Annotated in this window: 15 protein-coding genes; 11 read left to right on the top strand and 4 right to left on the bottom strand. The window is 70.1% G+C overall.

Going from position 1 to position 20,489, the window contains the following annotated elements:
* Positions 1–6: 6 nt before the first annotated feature.
* Positions 7–2,820, bottom strand: a complete 2,814-nt coding sequence (locus AB0I53_RS27990; RefSeq protein ID WP_358609071.1) for a hypothetical protein — start codon at positions 2,818–2,820, stop codon at positions 7–9.
* Positions 2,821–3,006: 186 nt separating this feature from the next.
* Between AB0I53_RS27990 and AB0I53_RS27985 the strand changes: the two genes are divergently transcribed.
* From AB0I53_RS27985 to AB0I53_RS27970, 4 genes are all read left to right on the top strand, one after another.
* Complete coding sequence (locus tag AB0I53_RS27985; RefSeq protein ID WP_358609068.1) at positions 3,007–4,182, top strand: thiolase family protein; 1,176 nt, start codon at positions 3,007–3,009, stop codon at positions 4,180–4,182.
* A gap of 268 nt (positions 4,183–4,450) precedes the next feature.
* Positions 4,451–5,845 (top strand): transposase, encoded by a 1,395-nt coding sequence (locus AB0I53_RS27980; RefSeq protein ID WP_358609065.1) that lies wholly within the window; start codon positions 4,451–4,453, stop codon positions 5,843–5,845.
* 32 nt (positions 5,846–5,877) lie between these two features.
* Complete coding sequence (locus AB0I53_RS27975; RefSeq protein WP_358609062.1) at positions 5,878–6,249, top strand: OB-fold domain-containing protein; 372 nt, start codon at positions 5,878–5,880, stop codon at positions 6,247–6,249.
* Between the two features lie 9 nt (positions 6,250–6,258).
* Positions 6,259–7,020: a TIGR03084 family metal-binding protein gene (locus AB0I53_RS27970; protein ID WP_358609059.1), complete on the top strand. Its 762-nt coding sequence runs from the start codon at positions 6,259–6,261 to the stop codon at positions 7,018–7,020.
* 89 nt (positions 7,021–7,109) lie between these two features.
* On the opposite strand, the gene pucD is transcribed toward AB0I53_RS27970, so the two are convergent.
* Positions 7,110–9,461, bottom strand: coding sequence for a xanthine dehydrogenase subunit D (pucD, locus tag AB0I53_RS27965; protein WP_358609056.1), 2,352 nt, complete (start codon positions 9,459–9,461; stop codon positions 7,110–7,112).
* Between the two features lie 272 nt (positions 9,462–9,733).
* Between pucD and AB0I53_RS27960 the strand changes: the two genes are divergently transcribed.
* Complete coding sequence (locus AB0I53_RS27960; protein WP_358609053.1) at positions 9,734–10,441, top strand: GntR family transcriptional regulator; 708 nt, start codon at positions 9,734–9,736, stop codon at positions 10,439–10,441.
* A gap of 166 nt (positions 10,442–10,607) precedes the next feature.
* Here AB0I53_RS27960 and AB0I53_RS27955 read toward each other — a convergent pair whose 3' ends face one another.
* Positions 10,608–11,606, bottom strand: coding sequence for an amidohydrolase family protein (locus AB0I53_RS27955; RefSeq protein WP_358609051.1), 999 nt, complete (start codon positions 11,604–11,606; stop codon positions 10,608–10,610).
* A gap of 366 nt (positions 11,607–11,972) precedes the next feature.
* Between AB0I53_RS27955 and AB0I53_RS27950 the strand changes: the two genes are divergently transcribed.
* From AB0I53_RS27950 to AB0I53_RS27925, 6 genes are read left to right on the top strand one after another with little or no spacing between them, the layout of a single operon-like run.
* Positions 11,973–13,367, top strand: coding sequence for an amidohydrolase (locus AB0I53_RS27950; RefSeq protein WP_358609048.1), 1,395 nt, complete (start codon positions 11,973–11,975; stop codon positions 13,365–13,367).
* Between the two features lie 45 nt (positions 13,368–13,412).
* Entirely contained in the window at positions 13,413–14,756 is a 1,344-nt protein-coding gene (locus AB0I53_RS27945) for a nucleobase:cation symporter-2 family protein (RefSeq protein WP_358609045.1), read from the top strand.
* Between the two features lie 12 nt (positions 14,757–14,768).
* Positions 14,769–16,094 (top strand): nucleobase:cation symporter-2 family protein, encoded by a 1,326-nt coding sequence (locus AB0I53_RS27940; RefSeq protein ID WP_358609042.1) that lies wholly within the window; start codon positions 14,769–14,771, stop codon positions 16,092–16,094.
* Positions 16,087–16,677 (top strand): UbiX family flavin prenyltransferase, encoded by a 591-nt coding sequence (locus tag AB0I53_RS27935; RefSeq protein WP_358609039.1) that lies wholly within the window; start codon positions 16,087–16,089, stop codon positions 16,675–16,677. The genes AB0I53_RS27940 and AB0I53_RS27935 overlap by 8 nt, the downstream gene beginning before the upstream one ends.
* Complete coding sequence (locus AB0I53_RS27930; RefSeq protein ID WP_358609036.1) at positions 16,674–18,050, top strand: UbiD family decarboxylase; 1,377 nt, start codon at positions 16,674–16,676, stop codon at positions 18,048–18,050. The genes AB0I53_RS27935 and AB0I53_RS27930 overlap by 4 nt, the downstream gene beginning before the upstream one ends.
* A complete protein-coding gene (locus AB0I53_RS27925; RefSeq protein ID WP_358609033.1) occupies positions 18,047–19,033 on the top strand; it encodes a GTP-binding protein in 987 nt (328 codons plus the stop codon). The genes AB0I53_RS27930 and AB0I53_RS27925 overlap by 4 nt, the downstream gene beginning before the upstream one ends.
* Before the next feature lie 285 nt (positions 19,034–19,318).
* On the opposite strand, the gene AB0I53_RS27920 is transcribed toward AB0I53_RS27925, so the two are convergent.
* Positions 19,319–20,407, bottom strand: a complete 1,089-nt coding sequence (locus AB0I53_RS27920; protein ID WP_358609030.1) for an alpha/beta hydrolase-fold protein — start codon at positions 20,405–20,407, stop codon at positions 19,319–19,321.
* Between the last annotated feature and the right edge of the window lie 82 nt (positions 20,408–20,489).

The following is a 20,489-nucleotide window of genomic DNA, read 5'->3' as shown; positions in this document are numbered from 1 at the left end:
CGCCGGTCAGCGCATGCAGCGGAGATCGGCGGGCGGCTCGGTGCCCACGACCTGGCGCCACTCCTGCGGCGTCAGGTCGCGGCCGGCCGTCGCGCAGGCGCGGCGGATCCACTCCTGCGGGTCCAGCGGCCACCGCAGGAGTTCGCCACCGGCCGTGACGCTGAACAGCTCCCTGGAGTCCGCGCCGAAGGCGATTCCGCTGGTGTCGCCGATCTCGCCGCTCCAAGAGAACCCCGGTGCGGGCAGCGGCAGGACGCCGAATCGCTGACCCGAGGCGAGTTCCAGCACGACGACGCCGCCGTCGGAGCGAATCCCCGCCACGTACCGGCCGTCCGGCGAGACCGCCAGGTCGTCCCCGGCGAGGTCGGATGCCGCCAGGATGCGTTCGAGCTGCAACCGGCCCGCATCCCACACCTCGACCGGGCCGGTGGTCCGCTGCACGATCAGCCGGCCGTCCGGGGCGAATTCCACGTCCTCGGCGCCGGCGCCGGGCAGCGCGGTGGCTCGCTCGGTGGCGAGGTCGACGATCAGCACCCCGGCATTTTCGTCGGCCAGCGCGACGGAAGCGCCGTCCGGGCGCACCGCGGCGGTGGCCTGGCGCGCGTCGTCCGCGGGCCACTGCGGCCAGCCCTGGCGGCCGATGTCCTGGAGGACCGCGCCGTCTCGCACCGCACGCACGACGATCCGGCCTTCCCGGTCGACCATGACCACCCGGTCGCCGGGGATCTCGGCGACGGTCAGCGCGGGGCTCGGCGAACCCGTCATCCCGCTGGCCGGCGCGGCCCACTCCGCGCGCGTCGTGAACGGCTCCGCACCGGACACCAGCCGCGCGGCGCCGAGATCATCGACCAGCAGCAGCTCGTCCCGCAGCCAAATCGGGCGCACCGCGCTGAATCCCGTTTCCCAGCCGTTGGGGAGCTGCGCGAAGTTGTCGTCCCGCAGATCCACGACGGACAGCGGGCCGTCTTCGGGCAACCCGGTCACCAGCCGACCGGAGGCGACGTCCAGGCCCGGTCGGCTGGGGAAGAGCGAGAGGTCTTCGAGGACCACGCCGGTGTGGTGGGCGAACCGGTCGGTCTGATCGAGGTCCCAGACCACGACCGAGTCGCCGACGACCGCCGCGAGCCATCGATCGTCCTCGGCGAACTCCAGCACGTCGACCTGGCTGTTGCCCGGCAGTTCCAGCCTCGCGGCGGCCCCGTCTTGGGTGACGTACACCCGCCCCGAGGAGGCGACCGCCGCCCGCTGCCCATCAGCCGCGACGGCCAGCGCCGCCGGCGCCATGCGCGTCGGCACCGACGGCTCGGGCAAGGTCACCGGCTCCCGCTCGGTCCACGGCCCTGCCGCGAAGAGGTTCCAGCTGCTGAACTTCACGAATCCGTAGTATTTGCCGCCCGGCGAGAAAGTGGCCGTGTAGTTGTTGAACGGCGCGTACCCCTCGACCGTCGAGCCGACCGCGAGATCGGGCAGTGACAGGGCCGCGCTTTGACCGGTGTCCAGTCCCACCAGAACGGTTGCCGCGTCAGGAATCTCCAGCATGCTCGCGGCCGACAGGGGGCTCCGGACGCGCTTCAGCTCGGCCCCGGTCACCGCGTCGTGGAGCACCAGCTCCCCGGTGAAACCACCGGAGGCGTCCAGCGGGCCGGCTTCGTGCACGGCCAGCAAACGGCCGTCCGGCGACAAAGCGATCCGGTGGACGGCCTGCCCCGAACCGAGGCGCACGGTCTTCTTGGTGCCGAAATCGGCGACCACCACGGCGTTGCCGTCGGTCACCGCGGCCCGTTCGCCGTCTTCGCTGATCGCGAACTGCACGGGATTTCGCAGTTCGGTGGCGACTTCGGCCGGTCGGCTCTCGCGCACGTTCGCGACGGTCCAGCGCCGGATTCGCCCGTCTTCCGTGCTGGCGGCCAGGAATCCACCGCGGGTCGCCAGATCCGTGGCCCGGCCGCCCGCCGGCAGGTAGCCGACCAGCTGCGGATTCGCCGTCACCGCCTGCAACAACGCGGCGCTCGAATCGGTTCCGGGCCGCATCCGGTGGGCTTCCACCGCCAGCAGCTGGCTGAGGTCGAGCTGCGTGTCGATGCGCTGGCTCGACGCGGAGGCCAGCAACCGGGCCGTCGCGATGTTGGCGCGCTCCTGCGCGAGATCCGCTTGCTGCGCGGCGACGTTTCCCTGGTGCACGGCGACTGCGGTGGCGACCAGCGCGACGACCAGCAGCACCGCCAGCGCCGACACCGCGCCCCAGGCCGTGCGGAGGTTCCGGCGGTGGTGCTGGATGTGCTCGCCGACGAGCTCGTCCTTGGACATGCCGCGCAGCGGGGCGGCGAGATCGGCGATGCACTCGCGAAACCTGGGATTGGCCCGGTCGACCTGTTCGGCGTCGCTGAGCCAGCTCAGATCCACCCAGTGCGGCTCCTCGCGGAACGCGCTGCGCAGCACCTCGGGGAGCGCGTCGGTGCGCGACCAGTCGATATCGTCGCCGCGCCACGCCAGTTCGCCGCCGGCGAGCACGATCAGCATCGTGTCGGCGGACTTCTCGCGCAGCCAGAAGTCGACTTCCTTGGCCACCCACTGCGACCGCGCCGCCTCGGGCGAGGCGAGCAGGATGAACCAGCGGCTGGCGCGCAGGCCCCGCTCGATGGTCGACCACAGGCCCGGATCCGCCGACAGGGACGTCCGGTCGCGGAAGATCCGCAGTGAGCGCCGCCGGTACCAGGGCTTGGCGAAGCTCTGCAGCTCGTTCTGCACCGCAGGCGCCAGCCGCTGGTTCAGCGCGTGGCTGTAGGACAGGAACGCGTCGTACTGCGGTTCTTCGGCCATGTTCCCCCCGCCCCAGCCGGAGAGATCGTAGGGTCGCGGCGCCGCGACCAGCACCGCCGAACGACGCATTGCCGCTCACCGGCCGCCGGTGCCTTGCGCGGCCGGGGCCGGGCGGGTAATCATGGCCGGGTAATTTTGGACCGAACCGGTCCGAAATGATCCGGGCGCCGCGCAGAGGAGGCAGCGTTGACGGGCTCCGCAGGACGCCGGCCGGTGATCGCCGGCCTGGGCATGACCGAACTGGGGAAGGTCTACGGCCGCACCGCGGGGCAATTCGCCGCCGACGCCGTGCGCCTCGCGGTCGCCGACGCCGGCCTCGAACTGTCCGATGTGGACGGGATCCTCACCAACTCCGGAGTATCCGGCGGCGTCGACATCTGGACGATGCAGCAGGAACTCCAGATCCGGGACCTGCGGCTGCTGACCGAGATGCAGGCGTTCGGCTCCTCGGCCGGGTCGATGCTCGCCTACGCCTCGATGGCCGTGCAGTCCGGCATGGCCGACAACGTGGTGTGCGTGTTCGCCGACGCGCCCCGCCAGCCCGACAAGGGCAGCGCGGCGGCCTACACCGGGCGGCGCAAACCCACCGGCTTCGAGGGCCTGCTCGGCGCCAGCGGACTGACCAGCGTGAACGCCATGTACGCGCAGGCGACCCGGCGACACATGAACGCCTACGGCACCACTTCCGAGCAGCTCGGCGCGATCGCCGTGGCGCACCGGGCGTGGGCCGCGCGGAACCCGCTGGCGCAGCTGCGGGAGCCGATCACGCTCGCCGACCACCAGGAATCGCGGATGATCGCCGATCCGCTGCGGCTGCTGGACTGCTGCCTGGTCAGCAACGGCGGTATCGCGGTCCTCGTTACCTCCGCCGACCGCGCCGCCGACCTGCGGCAGCCGCCCGTGCACGTGCTCGGTTTCGCGCAGTCGCACCCCAACTACCCGGCCGCGCGCGGCAGCGAGTTCGGCCTGCGCAGCGGCGCGGCGCAGGCCGGTCCGGCCGCGCTGAAGATGGCGGGCGTGTCCATCGCCGACGTCGACGTCGTCCAGCTGTACGACTGCTACACCTTCACCGTGCTGATCACGTTGGAGGACTACGGTTTCTGCGCCAAGGGCGAGGGCGGCGAGTTCGTCGCCTCCGGCGCGCTGGCGCCCGGCGGGACGCTGCCGGTCAACACCGGCGGCGGCCAGCTGTCCTCCTACTACATGTGGGGCATGACGCCGCTGTCCGAGGCGGTGATCCAGGCCCGCGGCCACGGCGGCGAGCGGCAGGCGCCGCGCAACGACGTGGTCCTGGTGAGCGGCAACGGCGGCATCCTGGCGCACCACTCCACGACCGTGCTCAGCCCCAACTCCCCCAACTGACTCCGGGAGGTGCGATCTGGTGCGCGGTTGTTCTTCGTTGTTGGCTACTGTTGGCTGTGATGGCCGGGATGTGCCGTATCGGCGGGTTCGCGCAGAAGGCGGATTGTTCGACCGGTGCTGTGCACCGGGAGGAAGGAAATGGACGTACCATCATCCGGCGCGGTCCAGCCGGGCACAGGTATTTCACCGAAGCCGGTGTGCGGAAATTTCTGCAAATAGGTTTCGGTGCTGTGGAACGAAAGAGCATTGTTTGCGGCTGGGTGACCTCGTGAAGGTCACCAGGATCGCGTACTCACAGAATCTCAACATTGGTAAGTACACGCAGCTGGCGGAGCAGGCTCTTCGGTTGGGCCTTGTCCGCAGTGAGGTCTGGCAGCGCTATGGCTCGGTCAACGGCGCAGGACTGTCCGACCGCAAGGTCCGTGACCAGTGGATGGCTGACGGTACGGCCGAGATGTTCGGTGTGCTGGCGAATGCGTGGAAGGAAACGGTTCGGGACGCGGTCGCCGACATCACCGCGAACCGGGCCGCTGCGAAAGCAGCCGTCCGCAAAGCGATCCACCGGCGAACCTCGGACCAGGCAGAACAGAAGCGGATGTACACCGCGCTCAAACGCGACACGTGGACTGAGGACCCGTTCCTAGCGCGGCAGATGCGCAAGCACTGGAAGCGTGGCCGCAACCGCACTCACAACCAGATCGTGGTTCGATCCGATCAGTACCGCACGTTCACTCTGGGCGAAGACGGTGACGTTTGGCTTGCTGTGCCGGGTTTGCAGCGTCGCCAGTTGGTGCGAATTCCACTGACCACGACGGTGGCACCGTCCGGGACGCTACGGCTGATCCTGCGTGGCGGCCAGGTGGAAGTGCATTACCAGATCGACGCTTCCGCGATGCCGTCCTCGGCGAATCCTGCCGGTGATCGTGAGATCGGCGTGGACAAGGGCTACACCGAAGTCCTCACTGATTCCGATGGGCAGCACCACGGCACCGAACTGGGTGAGCTGCTGACCTGCGAGTCGGACTATCGGAAGGTGAAGAACGCTCGTCGGGCGAAGATCCGGTCGGTGGCGGAGAAAGCCCGCGAAGCCGGTGATCACGCCAAAGCCAACCGGATCGTCAGCAACAATCTCGGGACGGTTAAGCGGTATCGGCGTTCGTCCCGCTGGCAGCAGACAGTGCGCACCACGACGTTTCGCGCGGTGCATGCTGTTGTCGACAAAGCCGCGTTGATCGCGGCTGAAGACCTCACCAAAACGTTCACCGCGCGGAACAAACGCGGTCGGAACGTCAACCGGCGCTTGGCGGCGTGGACCAAGGGGGTCACCGCTGAGGCGCTCGCGAGCGTGTCGGAGCGCAGAGGTTCTGCGCTCACGCTGGTCAACGCGGCCTACACCTCACAAGTCGTTCCCTGCTGCGATGCCCTCGGGCGTCGTAGCGGGGACCGGCTTCACTGCACACGGTGCGGGGTGGTGTGGCAGGCAGACCACGCGGCAGCGATCAACGTCCTGCACAGAGTGGGTGACCCCGACATCACCCCGCACACCCCATACCAGCGGGTGAGAAGCATCGTGCAGCAACGGGCCGATCGCCGAGCGGATCAGACTGCCGATCCCGGACTCCAGCTCACCTTGTGGGCGGAGAGCGAAACATCCAACTCCTGATCAACCTTGATCAAAAAAAGGAAGCAGAAACCATGATCTCCGTTGCCCGCAACGAGGCGTCCGCCGAGTTCTTCGACGGCACCGCCCGCGGCGAACTGCTCGTCCGGCGCTGCCCGCGGTGTTCGCCGGTCATCGCGCCGAACGTGCCTCAGTGCCCGGCCTGCGGCTGCACCGAACTCACCTGGGAGCCCGCGAGCGGCCGCGCGACGCTGGTGACCTGGACCGTGGTCCCCTTGCCCGGTGGCGGCCACGTCGTCGCCGGTATCGTCGAACTCGCCGAGGGCCCATGGCTGCACGCGCGGATCCTCGGTGTCGCGCCCGAGGACCTCGCCGAAAGCATCGCCCTGGAAGTCGGCTTCGAGCGGCACGACGACGGCGAAGCCGTGCCGGTGTTCCACGCCTGAAGGACGAACATGCTCACCGAACTGCTGGCCGATCTGCGGGCCGAGAGCGCCGACCTGGATTCGCTGGTCGCGGGCCTGGACCCGGCCGGTTGGGCGACGCCCACCCCCGCGCCGGGCTGGACCATCGCCCACCAGATCGCGCACCTGGCCTGGACCGACGACCGATCCAACCTGGCCATCGACGATCCCGACGAGTTCCGCCGGACCGTCGACGGCGGCGTGGACGCCGGAGCCGCCGAAGGCGCGCGCGCCGAGCCCGGCGAGCTGCTCGCGCGCTGGCGCGCGGGGCGCGAGCGGCTGCAGGCCGCGCTGACCGCGGCGCCGGCCGAAGGCCGGCTGGTCTGGTACGGGCCGCCGATGAAGCCCGCGTCGATGGCGACGGCGCGGATCATGGAGACCTGGGCGCACGGGCAGGACGTGGCCGACGCCCTCGGCGTCGAGCGCGAACCCACTGCCCGGCTGCGCCACATCGCGCACCTCGGCGTGCGCACCTTCGGTTTCTCCTTCGCCCTCAACGATCTGCCCGTCCCGGACGTTGCGCTGCGCGTCGAGCTCCGCGCCCCGGACGGCGACGAATGGACCTGGGGACCGGAAACCGCGGCCGACCGGGTCAGCGGCCCGGCGCTCGACTTCTGCCTGCTGGTCACGCAGCGCAGGCACCGCGACGACCTGGCGATCACCGCCGTCGGCGAAGACGCGCGCCGGTGGCTCACAATCGCGCAGGCCTTCGCGGGCACTCCTGGCACCGGCCGGGCCCCGACCGCTTCGTGAGTGCTGACTCCGGTAAGAACCGGCATCATCACTCACGACCCGTGGGTTGCCTCGTGAGTGCTCGTTCCGGTAAGAACCGGAACCATCGCTCACGAGGGTTGGGACGCCAGCGCGATGTCGTCCGGGCGCACCGGCACCCGGCCTAGGGCCAGGCCGGTCGCGTCGCGCAGGGCGTTGACGATCGCCGGGGTGGACGACAGGGTGGGCGGCTCGCCGACCCCGTTGAGGCCGTACGGCGAATCCGGGTGCGGGAACTCGAACACCGAGATCGGCATCGGCGGCACGTCCAGGATGGTCGGGATCAGGTAGTCGGTGAACGACGGGTTGCGCACCCGGCCGTGCTCGTCGAGCAGGATCTCCTCCATCAGCGCCAGGCCGAGGCCCTGCGCGCTGCCGCCCTCGATCTGCCCCTCGACCGACAGCGGGTTCATCGCCTTGCCGACGTCCTGCGCGGTGGCCAGCTCCACCACCTTGACCAGGCCGAGGTCGACGTCGACGTCCACCACGGCGCGGTGCGCGGCGAACGCGAAGGCGATGTGGGCGTCGCCCTGGCCGGTCTCGGGGTCGATGGTCTCGGTCTTGCGGTGGTGGTACTCGAAAACCCGCTCCAGCACGTCGTCCCCGACGATGTCCGAAATGGACACGAGCGGAGATCCGCCGGAGTCCACCACGTGGTCGTCCTGCAGCGCCAAGGATTCCGCCTGCCTGCCGGTGCGGTCGGCCGCTCGGCGCAGCAGCTCCCGCGCGAGCTCACGGCACGCGCCCTGCACGGCGCCGCTGGACATCCACGTCAACCGGGATGCCGAGGCCGAACCCGCATCGCCGATCATGGTGTCCGCGGGCAGCACCACCACGCGCGAGACGCCCAGCTCGGTCGCGGCGATCTGGGACTGCACCGTGGTGATGCCCTGCCCGCATTCGGCCGCCGCGGTGTGCACCGACACCGCGGGCCGGCCCGCCGTGACCGACACCGTCACCCGCGCCGTCGAGATGTCGTCCACGCCGCCGGAATAGCCGATCGCCTTGACGCCGATCGCGTAGCCGACGCCCCGGCGGATGCCCTCGCCGCGGGTCGTGTTGGACAGCCCGCCCGGCAGCAGGTCCGCTCCGGCGGGCGGTAGCGGCCGGTTCCGCAGGTCCGCGAGCAGTTCGGCGACGGGCGCCGGGCCGTCCACGGCCTGCCCGGTCGGCAGCACGGTTCCGGTCGTCATCGCGTTGCGCAGCCGGAGTTCCAGCGGATCCATGCCGAGCTCGCGGGCGAGCTTGTCCATGTTGGACTCGCAGCCGTAGGCGGACTGGACCGCGCCGAAACCGCGCATCGCGCCGCACGGCGGGTTGTTGCTGAACACCGCGAAGCCGTCGATCTCGGCGTGCGGGACTTCGTAGGCGCCGGTGACGAAGTAGCAGGCGTTGGCGATCACGACCGGCGAGGTGGAGGTGTACGCGCCGCCGTCCATGACGAGCTTCGCCTTGACGTAGACCAGTTTCCCGTCCCGCGTGGCTCCGTGCTCGTAGTGCATCTTCGCCGGATGGCGGTGCACGTGGCCGAAGAACGACTCCTCGCGGTTGTAGACCATCTTCACCGGCCTGCCCAACCGCAGCGCGAGCATGCAGGCGTGCACATGAACGGACAGATCCTCGCGGCCGCCGAACGCGCCACCGACCCCGGCCAGCGTGAGGCGGACCTTGTCGGTGGGCAGCCCCAGGCACGGCGCGATCTGCTCCAGGTCCTTGTGCAGCCACTGCGACGACACGTACAGCTCGACGCCGCCGTCCTCGGCGGGCAGCGCCAGGCCGGACTCCGGGCCGAGGAACGCCTGGTCCTGCATCCCGACCTCGTACTCGCCGGTCACCACGATGTCGGCCCGCTCGCGCGCGGCCGCGAGGTCGCCGTGGCGGATCTTGACGTGCCTGACCAGGTTGCCGTCCGGGTGCACGCGGCGCGCGGAGCCGTCCAGCGCGCGCTCCGGATCGGTCACCGGCTCCAGGAGTTCGTAGTCGACCTGCACCAGCTTCGCCGCCCGCCGCGCCGTCTCCGGATCGTCGGCGGCGATCAACGCGACCGGCTCGCCCTGGTAGCGGACCTCGTCGATGGCCAGCACCGGCTGGTCGGCCACCTTCATCCCGTAGGTCTTCGCGCCAGGCACGTCCTCGTGGGTGAGCACCGCGTGCACCCCGTCCAGCGCCAGGGCCTTCCGCGCGTCGATGGACCGGATGCGGGCCGAGGCGTGCGGACTGCGCAGCGTCGTCGCCCACACCATGCCCGAAACCCACAGGTCCGAGGAGTAGGCGAACTGGCCGGTCACCTTCAGCGCGCCGTCCGGGCGTGGCGTGCTCCGGCCGACCCCGGCGGCGCGCTCCGTCTCGGCGCTGGGGTGCGGGGTTCGCACGTCGCCGGCCGCGGCTCGGATGTCCGGGCGGTGAAGTGACTTGTCGCGCATGCCGCCTCCAGGGGCTCAGGTGACACCGGCATCGCACAGCTCGTGTGCCGCCACGGCATGTCGGGACTCGTACCCGGCCTTGTTCCGCAAGGGTTTTCGGGCTCGCGCGGCCGAAAACCCTTGGCCGCACAGAGTGAACCCAGCGGATCGCACGCTGTCAAGAGCGGCCCGTCCGGCCCGCCGCGCCACCGCGACCGGGTGTCCGGTGCGAGCAGTCCGGAAGATTGCATGTAATATCTAGGTCGTACCGCTTATCGAGTGAGGTTCCCGCGATGCCCTCGGCACCCCGTCTCGCGCCGCTGACCGGCGAAGGCCTGCTGGCCGACCGCACGTACGCCGCGCTGAAGAAAGCCATCCTGGACAACACGCTGCCGCCCGGCACCGGGCTGAGCGTCCCGGAGCTGGCCCGCCAGCTCGACGTGAGCCGCAGCCCGGTCCGCGAGGCCGTGCAGCGGCTGATCCACGACGGCCTGGCCACCCACGCCCCGCACCGGGGCGCCGAGGTCAGCCGGGTGGACATCGACGACCTGCGCCAGCTCTACGTGGTGCGCGAGCAGCTGGAAGGCCTCGCCGCGCGGCTGGCCACGGAACACCTCGACGGCGACGGGCTGGCGCAGCTCCGCGGGATCCTCGCCGAGCACGAGGAGGCGCTGGCCGCCGACGCCGACAACGCCGCGCAGATCGAGCTGGACATGCGCTTCCACCGGGCGGTGCGGGAACTCGCCGAGAACCCGCACCTGCTGGCGGCGCTGGAGCCGATCGCCGGCCGCTCGCACTTCGCGCTGCACTCGCTGTGGCGCGGCGCGGAAGCCCCGCGGCTCGCACTGGACGAGCACCGCGCGGTGGTGGACGCGATGGCCACCGGCGACCCGGAGATGGCCGAGGCCGCCGCCCGCCGCCACATCTCCCGGCTGCGGATCCGACTCGGCCAGGCCACGGCCCGCGACGCCGCCCCGCGACGCCTCCGCCCCAGCTCGTGAGCTGAAGTGAACGGCCTGTCCACCTCGCTAGACGAGACGAACGGGCCGTTCACTCCAACCCACCGACACCGGTGCCCGCTCCGAGCAACGCAGCGAACGGACCGTTCACCTCGCTAGAAGAGGCGAGCAGGCCGTTCGCTTCGCGACACCGCTCCGGCGCCCGTGATCAGCTGGCAGCCGGGTCGAGTTCATCCTCTTCGAGCCAGGAATCCGGGGTGTAGCCCGCGTAGGTCTCGGCGTGGGAGTTCGTCGCCGACGCCTGCGTCACCTCGCCTCCCAGGTACGCCTCGGCCTGCGCCTTGTCCTTCGGCGGCGGCGTCGGCTGCAGGCCGAGCAGCTTCGCCATGTTGTTGCCGAGGTAGCCCTCCAGGTCGTCCTCGGAGAGGTTCAGGCCCTGCGGCGGCTCGTGGCACAGCACCTCCAGCTCGCGCGCCCACATGCCGGGCTCGTTCGGCGGCGAGTCGGTGCCGTAGACCATCTTGGTCTTCTTCATCTCCTTGGCGAACTCCACGATCCGCGACTGCAGCAGCCAGCCGGACTCGCCGATGACGTTGTGCGAGTCCTGGATCATCCAGAACGCCTCGAAGCAGTACACGCCGCCGGTCTGGATGCCGAAGTGGCCGAGGATGAAGGTGACGCCCGGGAACTCCCGGATGATCGGGTAGAACTGCGTCGGGATGGAGTACGGGCCGTCGCCGGTGTGGATCAGCACGATGATGCCGAGCCGGTCGCAGACCCGCATCACCGGCCGCAGCCAGTCCAGCGCCCGGTCCGGCCGGTAGGCGTGCATGTTGGCGTGCAGTTTGAGCATCCGGTAGCCGTGCTCCTTGACGTGGAACTCCAGCTCCTTCGCGCCGTTCTCCGGGCCGAACCGAGGGTTGTAGATGAAGTTGCCGATGAACCGGTCCGGATAGCGCTGCACCAGCTCGGTCACATAGGCCTGGTAGTCCCGGATGCCGTCGCGGCCGCCGCGGTTGCCCTCCCGCCAGGAGGTGTTGCCCGGCGGCGGCATGATGCAGCTGATGTCGACCCGGCGCGGCTTGCCGTTGATCCACATCGGACCGTCCATCATCTTCAGGGTCCGCTCGCCGGTGAACGGCTCACCGGTGTGCCGCCAGGCCTCGTCTACCAGGTTCGTCGGGTGCACGTGCGTGTCGATGATCAACGGATCTCTCCTGTAATGATCGGTCGCACCCCGGCCGCGATTCACCGCACCTACGGGTCGCCGCACTTCGACAGCGGCGCGTTCGAGTGCAACACCGGCCTCGGCACGATGTCAACAAGTTGCATGTAATTTCCCCGAAATCCGAGTTTCGAGCAGGTAAAGGCCAACTAGGCTAACCAACAAGGTCGCTCGACGGGGTTGACACGACACATGCACCTTGTTTTACATGTTATCCGCGAACGGGCCTCCCGCCTGACGGCACCGCCGTTCGCTCCAGCGCCGGTGACCTCCCATCGTGGGCCAACCGTTCGGCGAATCCCTCCTCAGGATGGGGGCGGTCGCGCACCGCCCAGGAAGTGAGGCGGCATGCCTCCGACCAACGAGAAGCACTGCGACCTGCTGCTCACCGGGGCAACGGTGCTCACCGTCGACGACCACCGCACCATCCACCGCCCCGGCGCCGTCGCCGTGACCGGCAACCGGATCGCGGCGGTCGGGCCGCAGTCCGAAATGGTGTCCTGGCGGGCCGAAACGGTGCTCGACTGCACCGGTCAGGCCGTGCTGCCCGGCCTCGTCGACGGGCACAACCACCTTTACCAAGCGCTGGCAAGGAGTTTGGGCGAGGGCATGTCGATCGTGCCGTGGCTGTGCGACTTCATGTGGCCGTACTCGATCGCGGTCGACGGCGACGACGCGGTGACCGCGGCCCGCCTCGCGGCGGCCGAAGCACTGCGGCACGGCACGACGACGGTGGTGGACAACCACTACGCGCCCACCGACCTGCCGACCACCCTCGCCATCGCCGACGTCATCGAGCAGGCCGGGCTGCGCGGCGCGGTGGCGCGCGGAATCGTCGGGCCCCGCACCGAGATCGCCGCGCGGCGCGGCCAGCCCGCGGCCCTGTTCCGGTACTCAGCGGCGGACGAAATAGCCATCACCCGCGAGGCGATGCAGCACCGGCCGGCGGGATCGCGGGTCGAGATCTGGCCCGCGCCGCTCAACCTCACCTACGTCGACCAGGACCTCGTCCGGCGCAGCGTCGAGCTCGCCGGCGAGCTCGGCACCAGCTGGCACACGCACTGCTGCGAAGGCAGAACCGATCCGCAGAGCTACCTGAACGCCTACCAGGCGCGCCCGGTGCAGTGGCTGGCGAAGGCCGGGCTGCTCGACGAGCGCGCCACGATGGCGCACGCGATCTGGCTCGACGAAGCCGAAATCGACGCGATCGCCACCGCCGGAGCGCGCATCGCGCACAATCCCACCTCCAACGCCTACCTGGCGTCCGGCACCCTGCCGCTGAACGAACTGCGGGCCCGCGGGGTCGCAGTCGCGCTGGGCACCGACGGGCCGAGCTGCGGGCACCGGCAAGACCTGTTCGAGGGCATGAAGCAGTCCATCTTCGCCCAGCGGCTGGCCACGCTCGATCCGGCCGCGATGCGCGCGCAGGACGCGCTCGACCTGGCGACCCGCGACGGCGCCCGCTACGCCGGGATCGACGCCGGAGTGCTCGAACCCGGCCGCCTGGCCGATCTGATCGTGGTCGATCTCGACCGGCCGCACCTGCAACCGCTGCACGACGTGGTGAGCTCGCTGGTCTACGCGGCCCGCGGCACCGACGTCGTGGCCACCGTCGTCGACGGCGAAATCGTCCAGCGGCACGGGCATTGCCTGCGCGTCGACGAGCAGTCCGCCATCCGGCAGGCCCAGGAACGGGCCGAACGCCTGCTGCACCGCGCCGGGATGACCGGCTTGCTGCGCTGAGCTCCCGCGCCCCCACGAAACGCGCTGAAGGAACACGGAGGAACGATGCGCTTCCGCCCCAGACCTCGCGCCACCGCCCCGCCCGATGCCGTCGACACCGTTCCCCCGCTGCGCCAACTGCTGCCGCTGGGCCTGCAGCACGTGCTGGTCGCTTACTCCGGGATGGCCACCGTCCCGCTGCTGATCGGGCTCGGCATCGGCATGTCCACCGAGCAGATCGCCGTACTGGTGTCCGCCAACGTGCTGGTCAGCGGCCTCGCCACGCTGCTGCAGGCGCTCGGCGTGTTCAACATCGGCGTGCGCCTGCCGATCGTGATGGGCTCGACGTTCACCGGGATCACACCGGCGATCCTGGTCGGCAAGGACGGCGGGCTGCCCGCGGTGTTCGGCGCGACCATCCTCGCCGGGCTGCTGACCTGGCTGGTCGCGCCCTGGTTCAGCCGCCTGATGCGGTTCTTCCCGCCGATCGTGACCGGCACGATCATCGCGATCATCGGCTTCTCGCTGCTGCCCGCCACCTCGAAGCTGATCGCGGGCACCGACCCGGCCGCCGCCGACTTCGCCTCGTCGACGCGGCTGCTGATGGCCCTGGGCACGATCGCCCTGGTGGTGCTGGTCGAGGCGTTCGCGCCGGCGGCCGTGGCCCGGTTCGCGATCCTGGTCGCCCTGGTCGCCGGCACGCTGGTGGCGCTGCCGCTGGGCCTGGCTGACTTCTCCGCGGTGGGCGAGGCGTCCTGGTTCGGCGCGGTGCAGCCGTTCGCGTTCGGGCTGCCCGAGTTCACCATCGCGGCGATCCTGCCGATGATCATCATCCAGCTGGTCAACATGGTCGAGTCCACCGGGGACACCATCGCCATCGGGCAGATCGCCGGCCGCGACATCGGGCGCGACGAGCTGGCCCGCGCGCTGCGCGCCGACGGCGTGGGCACCGCGTTCGCCGGATTCTTCAACTCCTTCACAATCGTCACCTTCGGCGAGAACGTCGGGCTGGTCAGCATGACCCGCGTGCTCAGCCGGTTCGTGGTCGCCACCGCGGGCGCGCTGCTGGTGCTGATCGGCCTGCTGCCGAAGCTCGGCGCCGCCGTGGCGTCGCTGCCCGGCCCGGTGCTCGGCGGCGTCGGGGTCGTCATGTTCGGCACCGTCGGCGCGATCGGGGTGAAGATCATGGCGCAGGCCGATCTCGGCCAGGCGCGCAACATCCTGATCGTCGCCGTCTCCTTCGGCTTCGGGCTGCTGCCGGTGGGCGCGCCCGAGTTCTACGCGAACCTGCCCGGCGTGTTGCAGCCGGTGCTCTCCAGCGGCATCGCGGCCGGTGGCATCGCCGCGTTCCTGCTCAACCTGGTGCTGAATCGGAACGCACCGGCGGCCGCCACCGCCGGGCCGCGGTGAGGACGGTCGGACATGGTGCGCAACGAACCGGAGCAGTCCACATCGGACATGGGAGTCGACGACCGGCCGCCGTGGGGGCACACGATCCTGCTGGGCCTGCAGCACGTGCTGGTGATGTACGCCGGGGTGGTCGTGGTGCCGATGGTCGTCGGCGCCGCGCTCGGCCTCGACCAGGACGAGATCGCCACGCTGGTGTGCATCGACCTGGTGCTGGCCGGGATCGGCACCATCCTGCAGTCGCTGGGCCTGTGGAAGTTCGGCATCCGGATGCCGCTGGTGGTCGGCGCCGCCTCCAACGGCATCGTGCCGATGATCCTGATCGGCCAGACCAAGGGCCTGCCGACGGTCTACGGTTCGCTGCTGGTGGCCGGGATCCTGTGGGTGCTGCTGGCGCCGTTCTTCGGCAGCCTGCTGCGGCTGTTCCCCGCCGTGGTCACCGGCACCGTCATCACCTTGATCGGCCTGACGCTGATCCCGGTCGGGCTGCGGCTGATCGCCGGCAAGGATCCCGACGCGCCCGGCTACGGCGCGCCGGGCAACCTCCTGCTCGCCGGGTTCACCGTGCTGCTGGTGGTGCTGTTCTCCCGGTTCCTGAAGGGTTTGCTGGGGCAGATCTCGCTGCTGCTGGCGCTGATCGTGGCCGCGGCCGTCGGCTGGCTGTTCGGCGCCGGGAACCTGTCCGAGGTCGGCGCCGGGCCGGTGATCGGCGTGCCGCAGCCGTTCCACTACGGCCCGCTGCAGTTCGACATCCCGTCGATCCTGCTGTTCTTCATCGTCGTGCTGGTGCTGACCGTGGAGGCGTCCGGGCAGGGGCTGGCCGTCGGCCAGGTGGTCGGCCGCGAGGTCGGGCCCGCCGAGATCAGCAGGCTGCTGCGGGTGGACGGGCTGCTGACCGCGCTCAGCGGCGTCTTCAGCGGCTTCGCCTACACCACCTTCGGCCAGAACATCGGCCTGATCGCCCTCACGAAGGTGCGCAGCCGGTACCCGGTCGCCGTCGGCGGCGTGATCCTGGTGCTGCTGGGCGTGATCCAGCCGATCGGCCGGCTGGTAGCGGCGATCCCGCAGCCGGTGATCGGCGCCGTCGCGGTGGTCACCTTCGCCGCCCTCACCGTGTCCGGCATCGAACTCCTGTCCAAAGTGGACTTCAAAGCGTCGGGCAACCTGATCATCGTGATGGTGTCGCTGGGCATCGGCCTCGTGCCCTCCGGCGCGCCGGAGTTCTACCACCAGCTGCCGTTCGTCGCGCAGGTCTTCCTGCACAGCGGCGTGGCCACCGGAACGGTGCTCGCGGTGGTGCTCAACGCCCTGTTCCACCTCCGGGAAGGCAAGCATGCGTGACCGACTCGTCGTGGGCGTGACCGGCGCCAGCGCGCCGCAGCTGGCGATCCACCTGCTGACCAGCCTGCGGCAGCTCGGCGCGGTCGAGACGCACCTGGTCGTCTCGCGCGCCGCGCACCGCACCATCGAGCTGGAAACCGGGCTGCGGCCCGCCGATGTCGCCGCGCTGGCCGACGTGTGCCACCAGCGCGGCGACATCGCCGACAGCATCGCCTCCGGCTCCTTCCCCACCATGGGCATGGTCGTGGTGCCGTGTTCGATGAAGACGCTGGCCGGCATCGCGCACGGCTACAGCGACGACCTGCTGACCCGCGCCGCGGACGTGTGCCTGAAGGAGCGCCGCCGGCTGGTGCTGGTCACCCGCGAGACCCCGCTGAGCCTGGTGCACCTGCGCAACATGGTCGCGGTCACCGAAGCCGGCGCGGTGGTGCTGCCGCCGATGCCCGCGTTCTACCACCGGCCCGACTCGGTCGACGACCTGCTGGCGCACATCAGCGGCAAGATCCTCGACCAGTTCGGCATCGACCACGACCTGTTCCCGCGTTGGCAAGGACCCCGTCAAGAGCTAGGAGCCCTCCGGTGAACCTCTCCCCGCGCCAGGATGCGCACGCCTTCCTCACGGACTACCGCCGCGAGCATCCCGACGACGTCCTCGTGATCGACGAGCCGGTGCCCGCCGAGGAAGGCGTCACCGGGCTGATCTACGAGCTCATCGCGCGCGGCCGCGACGAGATGCTGGTGTGCAACAAGGTCGATGGCGTGGAGACGCCGGTGGTGAGCAACGTCTTCGCCTCGCGGCGGCGGATATCCCGCATCCTCGGCGTCGAGCCTTCGGGGCTGCACGAGGCGTACCAGTCGCGCGCCTCCCGGCCGCTGGCGCCGCGCGTCGTGGACGCCGGGCCGGTCACCGAGATCGCATCGTCCGATGTGGACCTCTCGGCGGTGCCGATGCTCCGGCACTTCGCCTCCGACCGCGCGCCCTACATCACCAGCGGGATCGTGATCGCCGAGGATCCGGACACCGGGGTGGGGAACATGAGCTACCACCGGTCGATGGTGCACTCCCCCACCGAGCTCGCCACCAGCTTGCACTCCCGCGGCGACCTGTGGCGGCTGCTGGCCAAGTACGCCGAGCTCGGCAGGCCGATGCCGGTCGCGATGGTCATCGGCGGGCACCCGCTGTTCATGCTCGCCGCCTCGGCCCGCGTTCCGTCCGATGTGGATGAACGAGCCGTGGCGGGCGGGCTGTTCGGCGAGCCGCTGGAGGTGGTGCGCACGCCTCGGCACGGCATCGGCGTCCCGGCGTGGGCGGATTTCGTGCTGGAAGGCACCATCGATCCGAAACTGCACGCCGAAGAAGGCCCGTTCGGCGAGTTCTCCGGCTACTCGTCGCACCGCTCCACCAACAACGTGCTGCGCGTGGAGACCGTGCTGCGCCGCCGCGACGCGATGCTCATCGACGTCGAGGGCGGGAACACCGCGGATCACCTGAACCTGGCGCGCGTCCCGCGCGAATCCGAACTCGCCGAGAAGCTCAAGGACCGCTTCCCAGACGTCACCGCCGTGCACTACCCCACTTCGGGCACGCACTTCCACTGCTACGTCGCCCTGCGCCCATCGCGCCCCGGCCAGGCCCGGCAGGTGCTGCTCGGCCTGCTCGGCTGGGACCCGTACGTGAAGACGGCCGTCGCCGTGGACACCGACGTGGACGTCACCTCCGACGCCGAGGTGCTCTGGGCGCTGGCCACGCACTTCCAACCGCACCGCGACCTGTTCGTGGTGGACGGACTTCCGGGATCGCCGCTGGATCCCTCGTCGGATCCCGGCGGCACCACCTCCCGGATGGGGCTGGACGCGACCCGCGGCCCCGACTTCGCCGGCGACCGCATCGTGGTCTCCGAATCCGCCCGCACCAACGCCCGCCGACTGCTGGGCACCACAGGAGGAGAACAATGAGCAAGATTCCCGTGACCGTGCTGACCGGCTTCCTCGGCGCCGGGAAGACGACGCTGGTCAACCACATCCTCACCGCCGAGCACGGGCACCGCATCGCGGTCATCGAGAACGAGTTCGGCGAGATCCCGATCGACGACGCGCTGGTGCTGCGCTCCGACGAGCAGTTCTTCGAGCTCAGCAACGGCTGCTGCATCTGCTGCACGGCCCGCACCGATCTCGTCGACACGCTGCGGAAACTGGTGGAACGCAAAGACAAGATCGACCGGGTGCTGATCGAGACGACCGGCCTGGCCGACCCGAACCCGGTGGCGCAGACCTTCTACGTCGACGACGAGGTCACCGAGCACTTCGCGCTGGACGCCATCGTGACGCTCGTCGACGCCAAGCACATCGATCAGCACCTCGACGAGGCCGGGCCGGACGGCGTCGGCCACCAGGCGGTCGACCAGATCGCCTTCGCCGACCGGCTGGTGCTCAACAAGGTCGACCTCGTCGACGACGCCGGCGTGGCGGCGGTGCGCCAGCGGCTGCGTGGCATCAACGCGACCGCCGAGATCATCACGTCCAGCTACTCGCAGGTCGACCTGGCCGACATCCTCGGCGTCGGCGCGTTCAACCGCATCGTGCACCCGGCCTGGCTGGACGAGCAGGAGCACTTCCACGACCCGGCGGTGACCTCCGTCGGCGTCGAGCTGGCGGACGACTTCGACGAGGCCGCCCTGCGCTCCTGGCTGTCCGAGCTGACGGCCGAGCACGGCGACGACCTGTACCGGCTCAAGGGCGTCGTCGCGGTCCGCGGCGACGCGCGGCGCCACGTCCTGCAAGGCATCCACCGGATCTTCGAGCTCCGCCCGGCCGATCCCTGGGGCCGGGACGCGCGAGGCAGCAAGGTCGTGTTCATCGGCCGAAACCTCGACCGCGAGCTGCTCACCGATGGGCTCCGAGCCTGCACTCGCTCCGTTCCGGCCGCGCAACTCTCGTGAGCGTTTTGGATTGTTATAGAGGCTGTTTCCAAACTCGTCCTGCATAGCGGTGCGGGTGGCGGAACCTCAGAGGCCTTCTCGCTGTGGGATCCCCGACATCATGAATGCCAATTCACCACGTCGGGGTTGTCCTCGCGAGAAGACCTCTGAGAACCCGCGGCGGTGCCGGTTGGTAGGTGGGCTAAGCGGCTGCGCCGCTTCAAAGACAAAACCCCGCGTTACCACATCCGCACGTCACCACATCCCAAACAGCCGCTATAGCGGTCCAAAGTGCTCATGAGCGGTTCATCCTGGGGCCAGGCGACCGGAGATCCAGGGCAGGGCGTCGGCGAAGGCCGTGCGCCAGACGTCGAAGGTGTGCTCGCCGCCGGGAATCACCACCAGTTCGGTGTCGATCCCGGCCAGGCGGGACAGCTCGGCGAGCCTCTGCACGGCCGCTCGCGGTTCCGGATCGTTGGCGCCGACCGCGAAGAAGCCGTGCAGTCCGGGGAACCTGCCGTGGGTCAGCAGCCAGGACGGTTCGTGGGCGTCGAATTCCGGCTGCGAGCCGCCGAACAGCGCGGCCGCGGTCCCGGCCGGGTCGTTGGTGTCGCCATCGCGCGGGCCGAGCAGCCCGCCGAAGTCCGCGAACGTCCCGAACAGCCGGGGATGGCGCAACGCGAGCATGATCGCGCAGCTGCCGCCTTCGCTGAGCCCGGCCACCGCCCAGTCCGGGCCGGGATCCCGGGCGAGGAACCGGTTGCGCACGAAGCGGGGCACATCGGTGGTCAGGTAGGTCTCGGCGTTGCCGCGGACGCCGTCGACGCATTCGGTGTCGTCGAAGACGCCGCCGTTGACGTCCGGTATCACCACGATCGGCACCACACCGCCATGCTGCTCCGCCCACCGGTCGGCGGTCTGCTGCGCTTCGCCGCCGTCCAGCCAGTCCGGCGGGCCGCCGGGAGTGCCGTGCAGCAGGACGATCACCGGCAGCTTCGGGCGGGGCTTGGCGAACCACGCCGGCGGCAGGTACACGTTCGCCGGGCGCGCCTGGAATCCCGAGGCGCGCCCGGGGATGTCGACGGTGACCACCATGCCGGACTCCGGCGGTGTCACCTGGGCGTTGAGCATCGCCAGCGAGCCCCTACTCTCCCCGGCCACTCCGAGCGCTTGGGAGAGCGTGAGGTAATACCCGAAATACGCGTTCACCCCAACCAGGGCGTTCACCGCGAACAACGCCACCACGAGCGGGATGAGCACCACGCGCATCGCCCGGTCCCGGAACCGCCACACCAGGACCACGAGCGACAGCAGCGCCACGGCGAGCAACAGCGCGCGCAGCGGGCACCAGTCGACGAGTGAGAGATCCGCGCAGAAATCGGCGATCCACCGCATTTCCGGCAACCTCCCAGAATTCCGACACCGACCGAAGTGGACGCTCGACAGCGTACCGGGATTTTCCCAGCACGAAACGCAA

Origin of the sequence: Saccharopolyspora sp. NPDC050389, assembly GCF_040655595.1 — a bacterium.
Classification (GTDB): Bacteria; Actinomycetota; Actinomycetes; order Mycobacteriales; family Pseudonocardiaceae; genus Saccharopolyspora.
The sequence above is the reverse complement of the archived record's forward strand: the minus strand, read 5'-3'. Positions and strand labels throughout refer to the sequence as shown.